Source organism: Streptomyces natalensis ATCC 27448 (genome assembly GCF_000935125.1).
Lineage (GTDB): Bacteria > Actinomycetota > Actinomycetes > Streptomycetales > Streptomycetaceae > Streptomyces > Streptomyces natalensis.
Window position 1 is genome coordinate 165286 of the sequence record NZ_JRKI01000023.1, and the last position, 15589, is coordinate 180874.

Here is a 15589-nt window from a genome sequence, read left to right on the forward strand (position 1 = left end):
GGCCTCCGGTCAACGTGATGATTCGATGTGGCGCCGCCAGGCCGCGCGTGCCTCCGCGCCCGCCTTGCCGCGCGTGACCTCCCGCCATTCGTGGTCGAACCGCCGGGCGTCGGGGGTCATGAAGTCGTTCCGGCTGAACACCGGGACCGTCTGGCAATGACAGCCGTTGTGGTACCGGGTCAGGTCCTCCCGGGACACCGGGGGCCGCCTGTTCGCGCGGGCCCGCCCGTCAGCCGATCCCCGGGGCTTCCTCCGCCCTCCACTGGCCGCCGTGGCCTGGGACGAGTAGATGGCGCCGCGACTGGCCAACATGGCGCAGAACGCACAGGGGTTGCCGTCGGTGACGCGGGCCCAACCGAGGGCGCGTCGGTCCTCCTTCGACGCCTGGTCGATCAGGTCCCGCCCGGCCCGCAGGGCCTCCCGGTCGGCCGCTCCGGCAGAGGCACGGCCCGCCGTCTGTGACGCGTCCTCCAGCTCCTGGAGGAACCCGGCCTCGTCCAGCCTGCCGCGCGCTTGCTCGTCGGCCACCTGGGCCACGTTCTGGCGCAGTTTGGCGGGGCCCTGGGAGACCAGGGACGCCACGGCCGCACGGTCGTGGGCGTCCTCCGGCTCGTCGGGCCAGTCGAAGCCGTCCAGCCGGATTTCCTCGCCGTCGTCCGACTCCGGTGTGCGGATCGTGTCCGTCTGCTGGGCCCAATCCTCCCGCAGCTCCCCCAGGGTCGTGGTCTCGCCCACGTGCTCCCGGGACAGGGGCGGGAGGGTGTGGCCGGTCTCCAGGGCTCGGTAGAGGCGGTAGAACGCCGCCGCCTGGCTCCGGGACCGGCGCCGCTCGGTACGGATGAGCGCCAGCATCCAGGCCAGCCACGCCGAACCGTTCCCCTCCAGGGAGTGGGGGTTCACACGCGACCACTGGGCCAGAGACTGGGCGGAGACGCCCGCACCGATGCGGGCTTGTGCGCGCCAGTGCTCATCGAGCAGGGCCGCTGTTGCTCTACTCACCGTCACCGCCGGCCAAGCGCTCCGTACCCGGTGGCGGGGCCACGGCCGACGCCATACGGTCCGCCATGCGTAGGCCGGGGTCGTCGGCCTCCTGGATCTGTGCCCACTCCTCCACGTCCCGGGCCGTGACACCCGGGATGCGTGACCACATGACGCGGGCCGGGACGTTGAGCATGGTCACGGCCTTGCCCAGGGCGTCCACCGTCTGGGCCAGGGAGCGGCTTTCCGCGTCCTTCCAGAGGACTTCGGCCCGGGGGTCCGGCTCCGCGCCCACGACCGTGGCGCACAGGAACAGGACCAGTTCCCAGGACTCCCCCATGGCGTGCTTGTACTCATCCACCGCGCGGGAGAGCGCGGACTCAGCAGCCGCCAGGGCCTCCGCGCTCAGGTTGACCATGGAGCCCAACAGGTAGTGGGGCGGGGTCTGGGAGAGCGCGGCCAGGTGCTTTGTCGCCAGCTCGATGGCGTCCAGGAACCCCGAGAGCGGGGTTTCGTCCAGTTGGGAGAACTTGGTGTCCGCATCAGGTGCGACCAGGAACCGCGATGCGTCCGCCTGGATGGGGATCACCTGTGGGCGCCCGTTGGCGTCGTAAAGGATCTCCCCGGTCTTCGGATCACGCCGGAATTCGGGCGCCATCCCGCTGATCGTCCGGACTTTGAATGACCCGAATGTCTGCGAAACCAACAGGTCAAACACCGTTTGATTGACCCGGTCCTGGATCGGGATCATGGGCTCCACCACGCCCGTGACCCGGCCCTCCAGGTCGATGTCCGGCGCAAAGCGCACGACCGGGCACACCCCCATTCCGTGGGGCCGAGACGCCAGGAGCTGGGGGCCGCCCTTCCCGCCCACCAGGAAGTCATAGACGTGGGTGGCGTCGTACAGCCACGCCCGCGCCTCCACGCCCTCCGCGTCCGGGACGGTCTCCACCTGGAGCGCCCACAGCGGGAGCGCATCGGCCGCCGGGTCCTCGTAGGAGGCGTGCATGAGCCGGGGCGACACCCCCCGGATGACCGGCCGAGCCGGGCTCGCCGGGTCTGGCAGGACCGTGGCGAACGCCTGGCCGTAGGTGAGTGCGGCCCGGTGGACCGGGGTCTGGCGGGCGTCCATGCGGTTGTCCTGCCAGGCCCGCCACTCCGCGGGGGTCTCCTCCGGAGCGTCCCCGCCGGGGCCCGCGCTCCGCCGGTAGCCGTCCACGGCCATAGCCTGGGATGGGGTCTTCACCAGCAGCGGCAGCCAATTCGAAATGGCCCGCTTCGCCAGGAGCTTGTATTCCTCTGTGGCGCTGCGGGGGATGTACGGCCCGTCATGCTCGCCGCGCATGTACCGGTCTATTCGGTCCAGCCGCTCACGGTCCGCGCGGAGCCGGGAGAACCCGAGGTCTGCCAGCTCCACGGGGGAGGAATTCGTGACTGCCAAAACGCTGCGCCGCTCCTAGAAAAAGAAGACGGCCCCCGATCGTTCGGAGGGCCGCGTCTTGCCGGATTCGATGAGTCGATGTCTCGCCAGGTCAGCCAGCAACATGGCCGCGTAGGCGTCGATCTTGTGGGCGGACTCCCGGTTGGCCTTGCCGAAGCTCAGCCCGTACCGGTTCGGTCGGCGCCGGGTGTTGAGCACGTGCCGACGCAGCGTGCGGCCCAGGGGAATCGCTTCTCCCGGGTGTCGCACCTGGCTGTTTTCCACGGCTGACACCAACCGTTCGTTGGCCAACGTCAGTTCCTGGAGGCCACCGCGCATATCCCGACCCACCGCAGATTGCGGGGACGCCTTGATGACCAGGCGGTCCCGGTAGTCCTCTGACCATGCGTCCACGTAGGACTCCCAGAGCGCTACGTCCGCGTGAAATGCCTGTACGTCGTACCGCTCCATGGCGTTGCGGACCGCACCGTCCACGGCCTGGCGGTCCACCTCCCAGCCGTCCCCGGCCGGGCCGTCGGGCCGCTCCCACACGGCCAGGGGGACTATCAGGCGGTCCCGCACGCGGACGGCTACCAGGGCCGTGGCGTCGTCGGTCCGCCCACCGTCGAATCCCAAGGTGATGGCGTCGCCGTCCACCAGGCGGTCACCCACCGCGCACGCGTCCCAGTCCTCCGGGCTGATCAACTGGTCCTCTGCCGTGACCAATTGGTTCAGGAACATGCGCTGGGACCGACTCCGCGGCATGTGTCCGGAGTAGATAGTGGAGACGATCCACTCCACATCCAGCCAGTCCGCGTCACCACGCGCCGCGAGAATGCCGGCCCGGAGCTGGTCCGGGTCCGCCAGGTCAACCGGCGGGGACTCCACAGAGTCGTAATACATGCCGGAAGCCCGGCTCTTGCCCTCCGCGAACTTCGACCAGGCGTGCCAAGTCTGCTCCGCCACGGACTCCTCGCCCGGCAACGGGGCGTTCGTGATCTCCATCGTTCGAGCGCCACCACCGCGCGACTTGCCGACGTTGCCCGCGATGGTCATCGCCATTTCGTGGCCACCGTTGGACGAGATCCAGTGATGGGTCTCGTTCATCACCACGAATGTGGAGCGGTAATCGGCCGCCCTCCAGCGCACGCGGCGAACTGGTGACGGCCTCAATCACCGCCCCACTGCGGGCATAGATGATCTCCTTGCCCAGGTCGATGCCGTATTCCGCAATGCACTCCGGAGAGAACATGCCCGGGAACAGGCGCATGGTGTTGCGGGTCTGGTCTTTACTGACCGCGCAGACCTGGACCCACGGAGCCGGATGTGGGACGGCTATCGGGGTGCCATCTTCCCGCCATCCGCCGAAACGGCACGGGCCGACGAACTCCACGGCGCACAGAGCCGCCAGGAACGGGTCTTTCCCCCAGCCCTTCAGGCGCCTGATGGTGCCCTGCCGCCGGGTGAACTCCCCGGCGTCGTTGATCTCGAACCAGCGGAGCACGATCCGGACCTGTTCCGGGGTGAACCGCCAGGGCTGGCCCGCGTCGGGGCCGTCAGGCTGGAGGAGGTAGCGGGAGGTCCACAGGAGCACGTCCCAGCCCAGGGTCCGCGTCGCGTCCGGCACGGTGTCCGGCCACGTGCGTACGGGCTCCAGTCGTGCCACCACCGCCCGCTGCCTTCCGATACGCATCCATGAGAGTCACACGGGCCGCCTCCGCCGGGTCCTCCCCGGCGCTGTCCCGCTCCAGCTCCACCCGGGCCCGACGCCGGGCGCCCTCCGTGGTCAGTAGGTCAGTCATGGCCGACATGACCGCCTGAAAAAGCTGGGCACTGAACTTGCTCTGGCCCAGGTTCCGGCTCATGGCCTCCGCCACATACACCGCCGTGAGCCAATCCGACTGCTCGTAGAACTGCGCCTGGCCCGAGTCCTTGAGGGACTGGAACCACCGCTTCGCAATGGGGTGCCAGTCGCCGGAGGCCCGGGGGATCGTCGGGGCCTTGCCAGCCTCCGCCTTCACCAGGGTCGGGCCGTCCGGCTCGTTGCGCCTTCGGCGCTGATCACTGCGCTTCGGGACAGGGCCCGGCATGGTTGTTACCTCCAACTCCCCAGGGCCACGCGGACAGCGCTGTACGGTATCCGTGCGCTCACAGCTGTCGGACAAATCAGCACGGATACGCGAACCATTCGAAGATGCCGCGAACGAGCACGAAACTGGATGGCTCACACGGGTGGAGTCGATGAAAGGGCTCTTGGGCAGCTAACACAACCACCGGGCTCGATCTGCCACGATCGCAAGGCCAATCGCCCCATCGGGCGATCCAGCGACCAGGAGCCACATCATGCGTATGAAGCTATCCGCCTGGCAGGCTGCCGCCGCATCCTCAATCATCACAGCCGCCACTGTCGTCGTTCCGCTGAGCATCAGCAGTGCGAACGCCAACGCAACCACCTCGGCAAAACCCATCATCGTCGAGGGCAACCAGGCCGGTCCCAAACAAGAGTCGTACGCCAAGTGCCCTGACGGTACGCACCTCGTCGGTGGCGGATACCAGTTTGATGCGTGGACCATGACCAACGCAGGAAGCCCCAGCTTCGCGATCTACGTGGACAGGCCCGCGATGAACGGAGAGGGCTGGATCAACAAGACTGTCGGCCAATACAACAAGGCCAGGGCGTACGCGATGTGCAACCGCACCTGACCCTCTAAGAGAGGCCGCCCGAGCGAGGCCCTGCCCCCGTGGGCGTGGGTCTCGCTTCGTACATAGACCTTGGAACCCGTACAGAACCGGAGCTGCTATCACGCTTCGGTCTTTCAATCCGGGATAGAGGGGGCATCCCCCAGGGATCAAGGCCGTGACTCAACTGCAAATACGCTTGGATCTGAGCGGCCCCGGCACTCCTGGCCCGCTGAGGGCGCCGGCTGCATCTCCTCGTCGAACTGGGCGGCTATTTACGCCAGCTCACCGGGGTGTCGCGCCTCCGGCCTCCGCTTGGACACCCACCTCCGCCGAGCCGCCGCACCCTCCACGCTGGACTTCCGCGCGTGATGCCAACGACACAACGCCTGAAGGTTCGCCGGGGCGTGGTCGTCGTCCGGGACGATGTGGTCCACGTCCGTGGCCGGCGCCGTGCAACGCGCCCCCGTGTCCCGCAGGACGGCCACGCACTGGAAGCCGTCCCGCTTCAGGACAGAAAGGCGACGGACTTGCCAGTCCGCCGGTAGGCGGGAGCGTCGGTCACTGCCGTGCCAGGACAAGGGACTCCTTCCCGCGCTGCCGCTCGGTCTCGCGCTGAGGCTTCTCGAAGCGTCCACCGGCGCGGGTCAGCTCGGGGCACCCGGGGACACTGCAAGGGGGCGGGGTCTTCGGGGCATGGGGGCACATCCAAACAAGGGGCGGAGGCTCGTCGCAGCTCATCGGGATGCTGTTGGTGTCCCGTAAGGGGCTTGAGGGGGGTTCCAACGAGTGAATTTTCTACTCCCGGTGTTCCACTTGATCTCCCCGAGGAAAATCATCTGTTCGGTTTCACCGCATAAGGAGGCGGATCTTGATGTCCTATGTGCTTTCCTGCCGTGCCGGAATGGCCACGACAGCCGGGCATACCGCGCTGGCCCTACTTCCGGTAGGCGGTACTCATGTCTGAGCTGAAGCAGTCCAAATCGGAGTGGACCTCGAACGACTGGCACAAGGTCTGCGGCGAGTTCACGTTCCACCCCCGCCTCCGCTACCAGATGATGAACAAGAAGGACCAGTCAGGCCGTCCCATTTGGGGCGTGGAAGTGCCCGACCTGAACTCCGCTAGGTGGGAGCCGGAGTTCGAGTTTGCGTACGACATCTGGACGTCCACCGGTGTCGCCCGCGCGGCCCCCACCCAGCGAGGCCAACACTCCGTGGGGCTGTTCGCCGCCATCTACTCGGAGTACCAATGGTCTGGCGGCGGCAGGTACGACAGAGACCGGGTCGCCGAAATCAGGACCAAGCGATGCTGCGAGCCTTCGCACCGCGAAACCATCTCGGCAGATCGGAGGATCGAATGTGACTCCGGGAAGTACTACGTGGAGTGGTCGATCAGCCGCGTCGCGGACGACGGCACCCGGGACAGGCAGGGGGACGGCGGGCCACAGGGCGTCATCGAGTGGGACTCCAATGCAGGGAAGGCCAAACACGATCTGGCGATCAACCAGAATATTTACGGCTAAGCCATTCCTTGCGTCGCAGTGCACTACTACGGGGTCGCTGTCTCTTTGCGGCGAACCACCCGGCCCCCAACTCCGTCTCGTCCTTCAGCCGATGACACCCCCGGCACAACACCTGAACGTTCCAGTCCGTGTCGGCCCCTCCCAACGCAAGGGGCCGCACGTGGTCCCCTCGCAAGCGACCCCGACCGGAATCGAACCGGCGCACTCCCGCTCGACAGGCGGGCGCTCTACCACTGAGCTACGAGACCACGGCTCAACTCCCGTGCGTCATCCCGGAGGAGAGAACGGGGCGGGCGGGAGGAGCCAACAGCAGGGGACGCACCCACCTCCACGTCAAACGCTGGAGAGTGGAAACGTGGCCCCGCCTACATATCCATTAACTGGTGAGCGTGACAGGACGCTAAGAAGGCTCGGCCCCGAGCCCTCCGCACGGGGCAGAAAAACTGCCCTCCGCTCCTTCTTTCTTATGCGCGGGTATAGGAAAGAAGGACTCAAGGGCAGTTTTTCCGCCCCCAATGCTCTCCCCTTAGTCACTCTCCGCCCAGCCGGCACTAGCTCAACGTGAGAGGGAGCCGAACCCTTGGCGGGGCCGACTCCCTCAACATGACTTGCATCACATCAGACTGTGTCGTCGGCCAGGAACTCAAGTCCGGACGGGCCGGAACGACGCTCGACGCCTATGCAGCTACGGCGTTCTCCATGCTGCTTAGCGCGGGCAGCAGTTCAGTTGTTGTTGGTTGCTCCGAGTTGCGCTCAGGTCCATGCATCCGACCTGGGTACCAACGCACGGGCGAACTGTCGGGCCAGACGCTGATCACGACACCGAATCCCGCCAGGATCTCGCGCCGTCCTGCGTCGTCCGCTGCCTCGTGCCACGCGTCCTCGATGGTCTTCCCAGTCGGTCGCCTGACCATTCCGCCCGTGGTTTCTGGCTGCTGTCGCAAGCCCTCCAGCTCTCGCCCCAGCGACGCATAGCGGGAACGGAACCACTCCTGGTCATCCGCCGAGTCGTACAACCCAGCTTCGCGGTCGCTGCGCAGGCGCGCCCGCGTCGCCTCAACTTCCTCTACAAGATCAGCGACACCATTTCCCGGCACGTAGACGGTCTCCATAATCATTCCACTACCGAACTCTTCCAGGAACCACCCTTCCACCAGAGCATCTATCTCTTCCATACGGATGTTCGGGGCGGGTGCACAGTCCGTCAGACCCTTGAACTTGGAGCGGCAAGCCCATGCATTTTTGCTACGCCCTCTGGCGACGTACATGCGGTTGTGGCAATTGCCGCACACGATCCGCTTGGTGAGGAGGTAAGCGTTGTTGGCGCTGCGTATTCGCCGCTTTCCCTTCGGTGTCAACTTCTTTACCAATGCGCGGTGCGTCGCGTAATTCCACAGTTCGGGACCGATTCGGATGGGCTTGCCGGTTGCCTCATCCAGCACCGGCTCGTCCTTGTGTATCAGGTAGCCGAGTGCGGATTTCGACATGAGGATTCGGGCCAGCGAAGCGCCTGGCCAGGGCGAAACCTGCGGCTTTCGCCCGTACAGCACTCGCTTCCGGTCTTCCGGCGACAGCAAGCCCTCGCGTGTCAGGCGGGCTGCCTCAGTATTCTCCGTGATCTCCCCTGTCTGGTCCACGAGGATGCGACGGGCCACGTTGCGGATGATCTCGGCTGCGTCTTCTTCGTTCCACGGCGCGGGCAGCGTGGCGCCGTCATCGAGAATGGCGCGGCTTACAGGGCCCGTTGGGAGGTCCCGCTCGTATCGGTAGCCGTATGAAGGCTTGTACTTGATCTTGCCGTCTCGGCGCGCCTTCACCGCCGATTCTCGGTTCCGGCGCTGGACGGATCGCAGCTCCATCTGCGCGCCCCACGCCTCCATGGTGAAGCGGTTTTCGTCGTGGGGGTCGTCCAGGTCCCATGGCCCGTCATGGCCGTACGTGAGCAGCGTCAGCCCATGGTCGCGCATCATGTAACCGGTGTTGAGGCAATCCACGACGTTGCGGCCGAGGCGGTCCACAGAAGCACCTGCGATGCCGCTATACGGCCCTCGTTCACCTCGGAGCCAGGGGCCTAGGCGGGGGCGCGTCTTGGGGTCCGTGGCGCCCGACACCTCCCAGTCGTCCGCCCAGGCGATCACATGGCCGCCGTACGCCCGCACCACCTGTAGCACTTGGTCCCGCTGCTTGGCCGGGCTGGATGACGCGTCGGAGGAGCGGGAAAGTCGACGCAGCCCTACAAGGCACTTTCCGCAACCGTCGTAGGGCCGCTCTATGTCTGTTGTGGTGCTCATGATCCTTCAGGTCAGCTATGGGTCGTATGACCGATTATCGCAGTGCATGTAGCTGATTCTCCCGAAGGGCAGGAGCGGCGCCTACGCACATCCATGGGGGTGCACTTAGGCGACGCTCCCGAAGGCGAGGGAGGACTTGCCCGATCCGGACACCCCGGTGAACGCGACCAGCGCGTCCCTCGGGATGTCCACATCGATGGTGCGGAGGTTGTGCTCACGGGCGCCGCGCACCCGTACGTACGAGTCGGCCATCCCTCCATGATCGGGCACTGTCCGCCGTGACCGGCACCGTCAGCCGGTGGCCGTGGCGGCGCGGACCCGCTCGCGGGCCTCCTCCCACGGGACGGGGGCGGCGATCAGTGCGCGCAGACCGCGGACCTGGCGGGGCGGCAGACCGGCGGCGAGGACGCCCACGGCGTGCCCGTCGCGGCCGTAGAGGGCGACGGCCCGGCGCCCGGCGCGGTCCAGCACGGTGGTCTCGATCCGGTCCGCGCCTGCGGTCAGCCCGTACGCCTGGAGCTTGACGGCGTACTGGTCGGACCAGAAGTACGGCACGGGCGCGAACGGCCGGCGCTCGGGAGGCGCTCCCTCGAAGGCGTCCGCGAAGGCGCTCTGGTCGCCCTCTTCGGCGGCCAGTTCGGCGAGCAGGTTGCGGGCCGCGGCCATGCCCTGTTCGCTGGCGTTCATCCGGTGCTCGAAGCGCACCGGCCGTCCGTGCACCGGATGTTCCCAGCGGGCGACGTCGCCGGCCGCGTAGATGCCGGGGGCGGCGGCGCAGTAGGCATCGCAGCGCAGGCCGTCGGTGGTGTCCAGGGCCGGGTCGTCGCCGAGCCAGCCGACGGCGGGGGTGGAGCCGATGGCGAGCAGGACGGTGTCGGCGGGCAGGCGGGTGCCTTCCCTTTCCCTGGCGTCTGCTTCCCCCTCGGCCAGCCGTACGCCGGTGACCGCACCGCCCGAGGTGTCGAAGCCCGCCACCGCCGCGGTGCGCAGCGTCACGCCGTGCGCCCGGTGTTCCTCGGCGAGCAGTTCGCCGATCTCGGTGCCGACGGCCGCGGCCATCGGTATCGGCTCGACGCCGACGAGGGTGACGTCATGGCCCAACTCCCGTGCCACCGCGGCAGCTTCGCAGCCCAGCACACCGTTGCCGACGATCACCAGGCGGTGGCCGGTGCCGGTCAGCCGGGCGCGCAGCGCCAGCGCGTCGTCGAGGGTGCGCAGGGTGTGCACCCCGGTGAGCCCCTCGGCGCCGGGCAGCGTACGGGCCGCCACGCCGGTCGCGATGATCACTCCGGCGCAGGGCAGGGTCTCGCCGTTGTCGAGGGTGAGCGTGCGGGTGGCCGCGTCGAGTCCGGTCGCCCGGGTGCCCAGCCGCAGGTCGAGTGCGAGGGCGGCGAGCTGGTCCTTGCTGCGCAGCAGCAGCCGCTCCGGCTCCCATGCGCCGTGCAGCAGTTGTTTGGACAGCGGCGGCCGGTCGTAGGGCAGATGCGGTTCGTCGCCGATCAGGGTGAGCGGGCCCCGCCAGCCGAGGCGGCGCAGCGCTTCGGCGGCGGCGAGTCCGGCGGCGGAGGCTCCGACGACGGCGAGCGGCCGGGCGGTCATTCGTGCACCTCGATCACGGCGGCCGGGCAGATGGCGGCCGCTTCGCGGACGGCGTCGTGCTGTCCGGCGGGCGGCTCGGCGTCGAGGAGGACGACGATGCCGTCCTCGTCGCGCTGGTCGAAAACCTCGGGGGCGACCAGCACACACTGGCCGGCCGCGCAGCACTTGTCGGCGTCAAGGGTGATCTTCATGGCGAGTAACTCCGTTATATGCGTGTGTCGTTGAGGTGGCAGGTCACCAGGTGACGGGAAGAGCGTGGCATCCGTAGATCGCCATGTCCGTACGGAACGGGATCTCGTCCACCGGGACCGCGGGCCGCATGGCGGGGAAGCGGCGCAGCAAGGTGGCGAGCACCACCTGGAGTTCGACCCGGGCCAGCGCCTGGCCGAGGCACTGGTGGATGCCGTAGCCGAAGGCGACGTGGTGCTGGGCGTTGGGGCGGGTGATGTCGAGGCGGTCGGCGTCGGGGAAGACGGCTTCATCGCGGTTGGCGGACGGGACGGCCGCCACGACGCCCTCGCCCGCACGGATGAGGTGTCCGTCGATCTCGATGTCGGTGGTGGCGACCCGGCGGGGGCCGTTGCGGATGATGCTGTGGAAGCGCAGCAGTTCCTCGACGGCGCCGCGGATCAGGCCGGGGTCCCGGCGCAGCCGCTCCGCGCTCTCCGGGTCCCGCATCAGGGTCAGGGCGCTGAGGCCGATCATGTTCGCGGTGGTCTCGTGCCCGGCGATGAGCAGCAGGGCGGCGAAGGCGGCCACCTCGTCGTGCGTGATCTCGCCGGTCTGCTGCTGTTCGGTGATCAGGCGGCCGAGGATGTCGTCACCCGGGGCGGCTTCCTTGGCGGTGACCAACCGGTCGAGATAGTCGCGCAGTTCGATCCGGGCCGCCTCGCGCTCCTCGTCGGCGACGGTGCGGGAGAGCAGGGTGCCGGTGAGCCGCTGGAAGACTTCGTGGTCGTCGTAGGGGACGCCGAGCAGCAGGCTGATGACGAGCGAGGGGACGGGCAGGGCCAGGGCTTCGACGAGGTCCACCGGGCCGCCGTCGCGCTCCATGGCGTCGCACAGCTCGTCGGTGATCCGCTGGATCTCCGGGCGCAGCGCCTCGACCCGCTTGACCATGAACTCCCGGGTGACCATCCGGCGCAGCCGGGTGTGCTCCGGCGGGTCCCGGCGGATGAAACCGCGGTTCTGGGTGTTCCCGCCGCCGGTCATCCCGCTGAGCGGGTAGCCGTGGAGGGTGGTGTCGGAGCTGAAGCGGGTGTCCCCGAGGATCGCGCGGATGTCGTGGTAGCGGGTGGCCAGCCAGGCCCAACTGCCGTCCGGGAGCGAGATCTTGGAGATCGGCTGCTCGGTGCGCAGGGCGTCGAAGGCGGCGGGGGGATCGAAGGGGCAGCCGGTGGGGGGCTGGACGGGCAGCGGGGCCGGAGCCGGAGCCGTGGGGATCGTCATCTCACTCTCCTTGTACGCACGCCGACAGGGACGTGCGCCACGAGTAGAACGTTCGCCTAACGACTGTAAGCTTACATGTGTAATGCACAGGTAAGTGGGTGGCAGGGGTTCCCACGAGGTGTTCGGGGCGCCACGGGGTGTTCAGGGCGCCGGGTGGTGCTCCGGAAGACGGCCCGGTTCAGCGCTCCAGCAGCAGCTGAAGCATCTCGTCGACGAACCGGTCCAGCCGGCCGGCGTCCTTGCGGCTCGGCATGACCTGCCAGAGCATGACGCGGCCGTGCACCGCCGCCCACAGCACATACGGCGCCTCGGTGCGCGTACCGCGCACCCGCCAGCCCGCCTCCTCGCAGGCGGTCAGCGCGTCATGGAAGCCGCGTACCAGGGGCGCGGCGGGGTGCCCGGCCAGCCGCTCGGGGCCCACCGGGGTCTGCCGGGTCTCATAGAGCAGCCGGTAGGTGGCCGGGTGGCCGATGGCGTAACGGCAGTACGCGCGCAGCTGGGCGCGCAGCCGGGCGACGGGGTCGTCGTCGGCCTGCGCGGCGGCCTCGGCCATGGCGCGGCCCAGCCGGTCGTAGCTGACCTCCATGGTCGCCCAGACCAGCTCGGTCTTGTCCGCGAAATGGCGGTAGATGCTGGGCGCGGCGACGCCCGCCTCGCGGGCCACCGCGCGCAGCGACAGCGCGTCCTCGCTGCCGACCTCTTCCAGGAGGCGTTCGGTGGCGCGCAGGAGTTCCTCCCGCAGCCGCTCGCCCTGGCCGCGCGGGTTACGGGGCCGGGCGGCCGCACTCTCGCTCACTGCCTCCGGTCCTTCCCGGCCGCGCCGATGGCCGCCGCTGTCCGCTGCTTGCTCCCCGGTCCGCGGGGATCCGCGCGATCCGGTGGGTGACCAGGGTTTCATACCTCTGCGGCGGCCCGTGCCGGAGCGGCCCGGGAGCGCGGGTTCACCCGCCCATGCGCAGCCCGTCGGCGCCGGCGCCCCGGCTGAGCACCGCCGCGCGGATCGCCTTGCGCACGTCGCGGTGCGCCTGGGTCCGGGCGAGGTTGCGCACCCGCAGCGGCGGCCCCAGGTCGGTGAGCTGCGGGATGTACTGCGCCCTGGTGACCCGCCAGCGCTGCCCGGCCCGGCGGGGCGGGGCGAACCGGAAGCGGGCGAGGGTGCCCCAGTTGCCCTCCGGCTTGCGCATCCCGCCGGCGAGCTGGTTGCCGAGGCCGTAGACGACCCAGGTGCCGTTGACCTTCTCGTACGGCTGCGGGGTGTGCGCATGGGTGCCGAGGATCAGGTCGATGTCGGGGCGGCCGTTGGTCTGCGAGGCGGTGAGCGCACGGGCGAGGGTGAGCTGCTCCTTGGTGGGCGCCGTGTGGTACTCCGTGCCCCAGTGCGGGCTGACGACCACGACATCGGCACCGGCCCGGCGGGCGGCCCGCGCATCGGTGATGATCTTCTCCACATTGAGCAGATTCACCGTCCAGGGGGCGGAAGCCGGGCGGCGCTTCTGGTCGGTGCCGTAGGTGTACGCGAGTTGGGCCACCTGCGCCCCGCCCTCGGCCCGCAGCACCGCCGGCCGCATCCCCTCGGCGGCATCGCGCCCGGAGCCGACATGCCGCAGCCCGACGGTGTCCATCGCCTCCAGGGTGCGGCTCACCCCGGGAACGCCCTGGTCGAGCACGTGGTTGGAGGCGGTGGAGCAGGAGTCGTAGCCGGTGGCCTTCAGGGCAGTGGCGACCTGGGGCGGCGCCTGGTAGACGGGATAGCCGGTGAACGGGCCGGACAGCGGGCCGAGCGGGGCGTTGAGATGACACAGCGCCAGGTCCGCGCGGGAGACGACCGGTTGCACCTCCGTCAGCATCGGCCGGAAGTCATAGCCCGTGCCCGCCGCATCGCGCCGCGCCGTGCGCAGCACGTCCGGGGAGGACGGGATGATGTCGCCGGAGGCGACGAGGGTGAAGGGGCGGGCGTCCTTCGCCGGGCCGGCCCCGACCGGGCCGCGCGGCTGCGCCTTGGCGAGCGGCTTCCGGACGGGATACGGCGCCGGATGCGGGAGGGGATACGGGGACGAGAGCCGACCGCCGCAACCCGCGGCCAGCGCGGCGGCCAGGGCGACGGCCGCATACCGTGTGCGTGCGCTCATGCCGAGACTCCCCCGGTCTCCGACCGGGGGACCCCCACGCTTCGCTCGGCCTCGCATGCGCGAGGCGCGCACCTCTGCATGATTCGCTCGCTGTGCTCGCTCATGCCCGACACACATACCACCGCTTACCGGGCCATTCCCCCCGAGCCGCCGGGACGTCCGGCGCTCTCCCCCGTACGGCCCTCCGACGACGCCGCCACACCGTACGGGCGCGGCGGCCGGAGACCGTCCGCGGCCCGGGAGTTGATCATCCCCGCGCGCTGATACAGAACGGCTGCCCGGACGGGTCCAGCAGGACCGTCCAGCGCTCGCCGCCCGGCTGGTGGTCGGGCTTGGTCGCGCCCAGGGACAACAGCAGCTCCTCGGTGGCGGCGACGTCGTCGCAGGCCAGTTCGAGGTGGAAGACGAGCTCGTCCGCCGGCCAGTCGGGGGCGCGGAAGTCCTTGGCCGTGTAGAAGACATAGCCGGTGGTGCCGTCGCTGATCATCGCCGCCGAGTCGCCGTACGTCTGCGTGACCTTCCAGCCCAGGGCGGCCGCGTAGAAGTCGGCCAGCGCCTTGCCGTCATGCCCCCAGAACGCCGCCCCGCTCAGCCGTGCGGTCGCGTCGCCCGTGGTCTTCTCGCTGCTCATCGCGCTGTTCCTCCATACGGTGCCCGAGCCGCGCCACTCGCGACCCGCGCCACCGACGCTATGAGCCATCTAGGACGGATGATGTCCTCAACCCTCGACTGTCCGTCCGTCGTGCCGCCCTGCTCCGGCCCTGCTTCCCGTGCTGCCGCCGCCCTACTGCCACCCGCCTCGGGCGCGCATCCCGGCCGCCGTCCGAGTCGCGTCGTAGTCGTCCGCGACGCCCGGCACCAGCACCAGATCGCCCTCGATGTGCCGGGCACGCAGCGGCAGGATCTCCTGATACGCGGGCGAGTCGTACCAGGCGCGGGCCCGCTCGATGTCCGGGAACTCCAGCACGACGAGGGCGCCCGGCCACTCCCCCTCGCGCACCTCGACCTCGGCGTTGTGCACCCGGAACCGCCCGCCGAACGGGTCCATGGTCGCCTGGATCTCCTCGATGTACCGGGCGATTTCGGGGTGCGGCGCGGCCGGGCGGAGGTGGGCTATCGCGTAGGCGGTCATGGGTCTGCCTCTCTCCGGGGACGGGGGCGCGGGATGCGCCGAGGTCAACGGTGGCAGCCGGGGCCGTACGGGGCGATTACCTCCGGGGTAACACGAGGCTGAGCAGGGACACAGGAAGGGACGCCCAAAGCGGTCACTGTGAGCTGGAGTTGCCCCACTATCCATCCGTCACCGTCCGGGAGAGTCCACCGGAATTTGCCTCTGGTGGCTCCCCCTTTGGCTCCCGGCCTGCCTAGATCTGGCTCCCCACCGTGGCCCGAGATAGCCGTCACAACTCACCCTCGAACATGAAGTGAGGGGACCCGGACAGTCCGTCCGGGTCCCCTCACTTCATGGCCTTCACACTCGTCTCAGTGGCACGGCCGCGAAGACGACTCCCCACTGCGTTA

16 protein-coding genes and 1 tRNA gene are annotated in these 15589 nt (G+C 69.1%); 2 read left to right on the forward strand and 15 right to left on the reverse strand.

The window, feature by feature from the left end:
- Positions 1–9: 9 nt before the first annotated feature.
- The 4 genes from SNA_RS14625 to SNA_RS45420 form a co-directional block, all read right to left on the reverse strand.
- Positions 10–999 (reverse strand): VG15 protein, encoded by a 990-nt coding sequence (locus SNA_RS14625; protein ID WP_030067935.1) that lies wholly within the window; start codon positions 997–999, stop codon positions 10–12.
- Positions 992–2419 carry a phage portal protein gene (locus SNA_RS14630; protein ID WP_044365332.1) on the reverse strand — a complete coding sequence of 476 codons (1428 nt, stop codon included), beginning with the start codon at positions 2417–2419 and terminating at the stop codon, positions 992–994. Before SNA_RS14630 ends, SNA_RS14625 begins: the two co-directional genes overlap by 8 nt.
- Before the next feature lie 15 nt (positions 2420–2434).
- Positions 2435–3454 (reverse strand): phage terminase family protein, encoded by a 1020-nt coding sequence (locus SNA_RS14635; protein ID WP_241779650.1) that lies wholly within the window; start codon positions 3452–3454, stop codon positions 2435–2437.
- A gap of 500 nt (positions 3455–3954) precedes the next feature.
- Positions 3955–4488 carry a phage terminase small subunit gene (locus tag SNA_RS45420; RefSeq protein WP_476718246.1) on the reverse strand — a complete coding sequence of 178 codons (534 nt, stop codon included), beginning with the start codon at positions 4486–4488 and terminating at the stop codon, positions 3955–3957.
- 253 nt (positions 4489–4741) lie between these two features.
- Here SNA_RS45420 and SNA_RS14645 point away from each other — a divergent pair, with 253 nt between their 5' ends.
- On the forward strand, positions 4742–5101 hold the full coding sequence (locus SNA_RS14645) for a hypothetical protein (protein WP_157879919.1): 360 nt from the start codon (positions 4742–4744) through the stop codon (positions 5099–5101).
- 935 nt (positions 5102–6036) lie between these two features.
- The gene (locus SNA_RS14655) at positions 6037–6600 is read left to right on the forward strand and encodes a hypothetical protein (protein WP_030067940.1); all 564 of its coding nucleotides are present in this window, start codon (positions 6037–6039) and stop codon (positions 6598–6600) included.
- Here the strand turns inward: SNA_RS14655 and SNA_RS39535 are convergent.
- From SNA_RS39535 to SNA_RS14700, 11 genes are all read right to left on the reverse strand, one after another.
- A complete protein-coding gene (locus tag SNA_RS39535) occupies positions 6578–6805 on the reverse strand; it encodes an HNH endonuclease (protein ID WP_078969912.1) in 228 nt (75 codons plus the stop codon). The genes SNA_RS14655 and SNA_RS39535 overlap by 23 nt on opposite strands.
- Positions 6777–6848: transfer RNA gene (locus SNA_RS14660), tRNA-Asp, on the reverse strand. Before SNA_RS14660 ends, SNA_RS39535 begins: the two co-directional genes overlap by 29 nt.
- A gap of 429 nt (positions 6849–7277) precedes the next feature.
- Entirely contained in the window at positions 7278–8891 is a 1614-nt protein-coding gene (locus tag SNA_RS14665) for a recombinase family protein (protein WP_044365334.1), read from the reverse strand.
- A gap of 105 nt (positions 8892–8996) precedes the next feature.
- The gene (locus tag SNA_RS42280; RefSeq protein WP_157879920.1) at positions 8997–9143 is read right to left on the reverse strand and encodes a hypothetical protein; all 147 of its coding nucleotides are present in this window, start codon (positions 9141–9143) and stop codon (positions 8997–8999) included.
- 39 nt (positions 9144–9182) lie between these two features.
- A complete protein-coding gene (locus SNA_RS14670; RefSeq protein ID WP_044365336.1) occupies positions 9183–10490 on the reverse strand; it encodes an NAD(P)/FAD-dependent oxidoreductase in 1308 nt (435 codons plus the stop codon).
- Positions 10487–10681: a ferredoxin gene (locus SNA_RS14675; RefSeq protein ID WP_030067944.1), complete on the reverse strand. Its 195-nt coding sequence runs from the start codon at positions 10679–10681 to the stop codon at positions 10487–10489. Before SNA_RS14675 ends, SNA_RS14670 begins: the two co-directional genes overlap by 4 nt.
- A gap of 43 nt (positions 10682–10724) precedes the next feature.
- On the reverse strand, positions 10725–11939 hold the full coding sequence (locus SNA_RS14680; protein ID WP_030067945.1) for a cytochrome P450: 1215 nt from the start codon (positions 11937–11939) through the stop codon (positions 10725–10727).
- Positions 11940–12117: 178 nt separating this feature from the next.
- Positions 12118–12735 carry a TetR/AcrR family transcriptional regulator gene (locus tag SNA_RS14685; RefSeq protein WP_030067946.1) on the reverse strand — a complete coding sequence of 206 codons (618 nt, stop codon included), beginning with the start codon at positions 12733–12735 and terminating at the stop codon, positions 12118–12120.
- A gap of 145 nt (positions 12736–12880) precedes the next feature.
- Positions 12881–14068, reverse strand: a complete 1188-nt coding sequence (locus SNA_RS14690) for a CapA family protein (protein WP_030067947.1) — start codon at positions 14066–14068, stop codon at positions 12881–12883.
- A gap of 247 nt (positions 14069–14315) precedes the next feature.
- Positions 14316–14699: a VOC family protein gene (locus SNA_RS14695; RefSeq protein ID WP_030067948.1), complete on the reverse strand. Its 384-nt coding sequence runs from the start codon at positions 14697–14699 to the stop codon at positions 14316–14318.
- A gap of 153 nt (positions 14700–14852) precedes the next feature.
- Positions 14853–15200 carry a DUF1330 domain-containing protein gene (locus SNA_RS14700; protein ID WP_030067949.1) on the reverse strand — a complete coding sequence of 116 codons (348 nt, stop codon included), beginning with the start codon at positions 15198–15200 and terminating at the stop codon, positions 14853–14855.
- Positions 15201–15589: the final 389 nt, after the last annotated feature.

Coding starts and splice junctions, on each gene's coding strand:
- SNA_RS14700 (WP_030067949.1), bottom strand. CDS start 15,200: ATGACCGCCTACGCGATAGCCCACCTCCGCCCGGCCGCGCCGCACCCC.
- SNA_RS14680 (WP_030067945.1), bottom strand. CDS start 11,939: ATGACGATCCCCACGGCTCCGGCTCCGGCCCCGCTGCCCGTCCAGCCC.
- SNA_RS14670 (WP_044365336.1), bottom strand. CDS start 10,490: ATGACCGCCCGGCCGCTCGCCGTCGTCGGAGCCTCCGCCGCCGGACTC.
- SNA_RS14690 (WP_030067947.1), bottom strand. CDS start 14,068: ATGAGCGCACGCACACGGTATGCGGCCGTCGCCCTGGCCGCCGCGCTG.
- SNA_RS14695 (WP_030067948.1), bottom strand. CDS start 14,699: ATGAGCAGCGAGAAGACCACGGGCGACGCGACCGCACGGCTGAGCGGG.
- SNA_RS45420 (WP_476718246.1), bottom strand. CDS start 4,488: ATGCCGGGCCCTGTCCCGAAGCGCAGTGATCAGCGCCGAAGGCGCAAC.
- SNA_RS14665 (WP_044365334.1), bottom strand. CDS start 8,891: ATGAGCACCACAACAGACATAGAGCGGCCCTACGACGGTTGCGGAAAG.
- SNA_RS14675 (WP_030067944.1), bottom strand. CDS start 10,681: ATGAAGATCACCCTTGACGCCGACAAGTGCTGCGCGGCCGGCCAGTGT.
- SNA_RS14635 (WP_241779650.1), bottom strand. CDS start 3,454: ATGACCATCGCGGGCAACGTCGGCAAGTCGCGCGGTGGTGGCGCTCGA.
- SNA_RS14655 (WP_030067940.1), top strand. CDS start 6,037: ATGTCTGAGCTGAAGCAGTCCAAATCGGAGTGGACCTCGAACGACTGG.
- SNA_RS42280 (WP_157879920.1), bottom strand. CDS start 9,143: ATGGCCGACTCGTACGTACGGGTGCGCGGCGCCCGTGAGCACAACCTC.
- SNA_RS14645 (WP_157879919.1), top strand. CDS start 4,742: ATGCGTATGAAGCTATCCGCCTGGCAGGCTGCCGCCGCATCCTCAATC.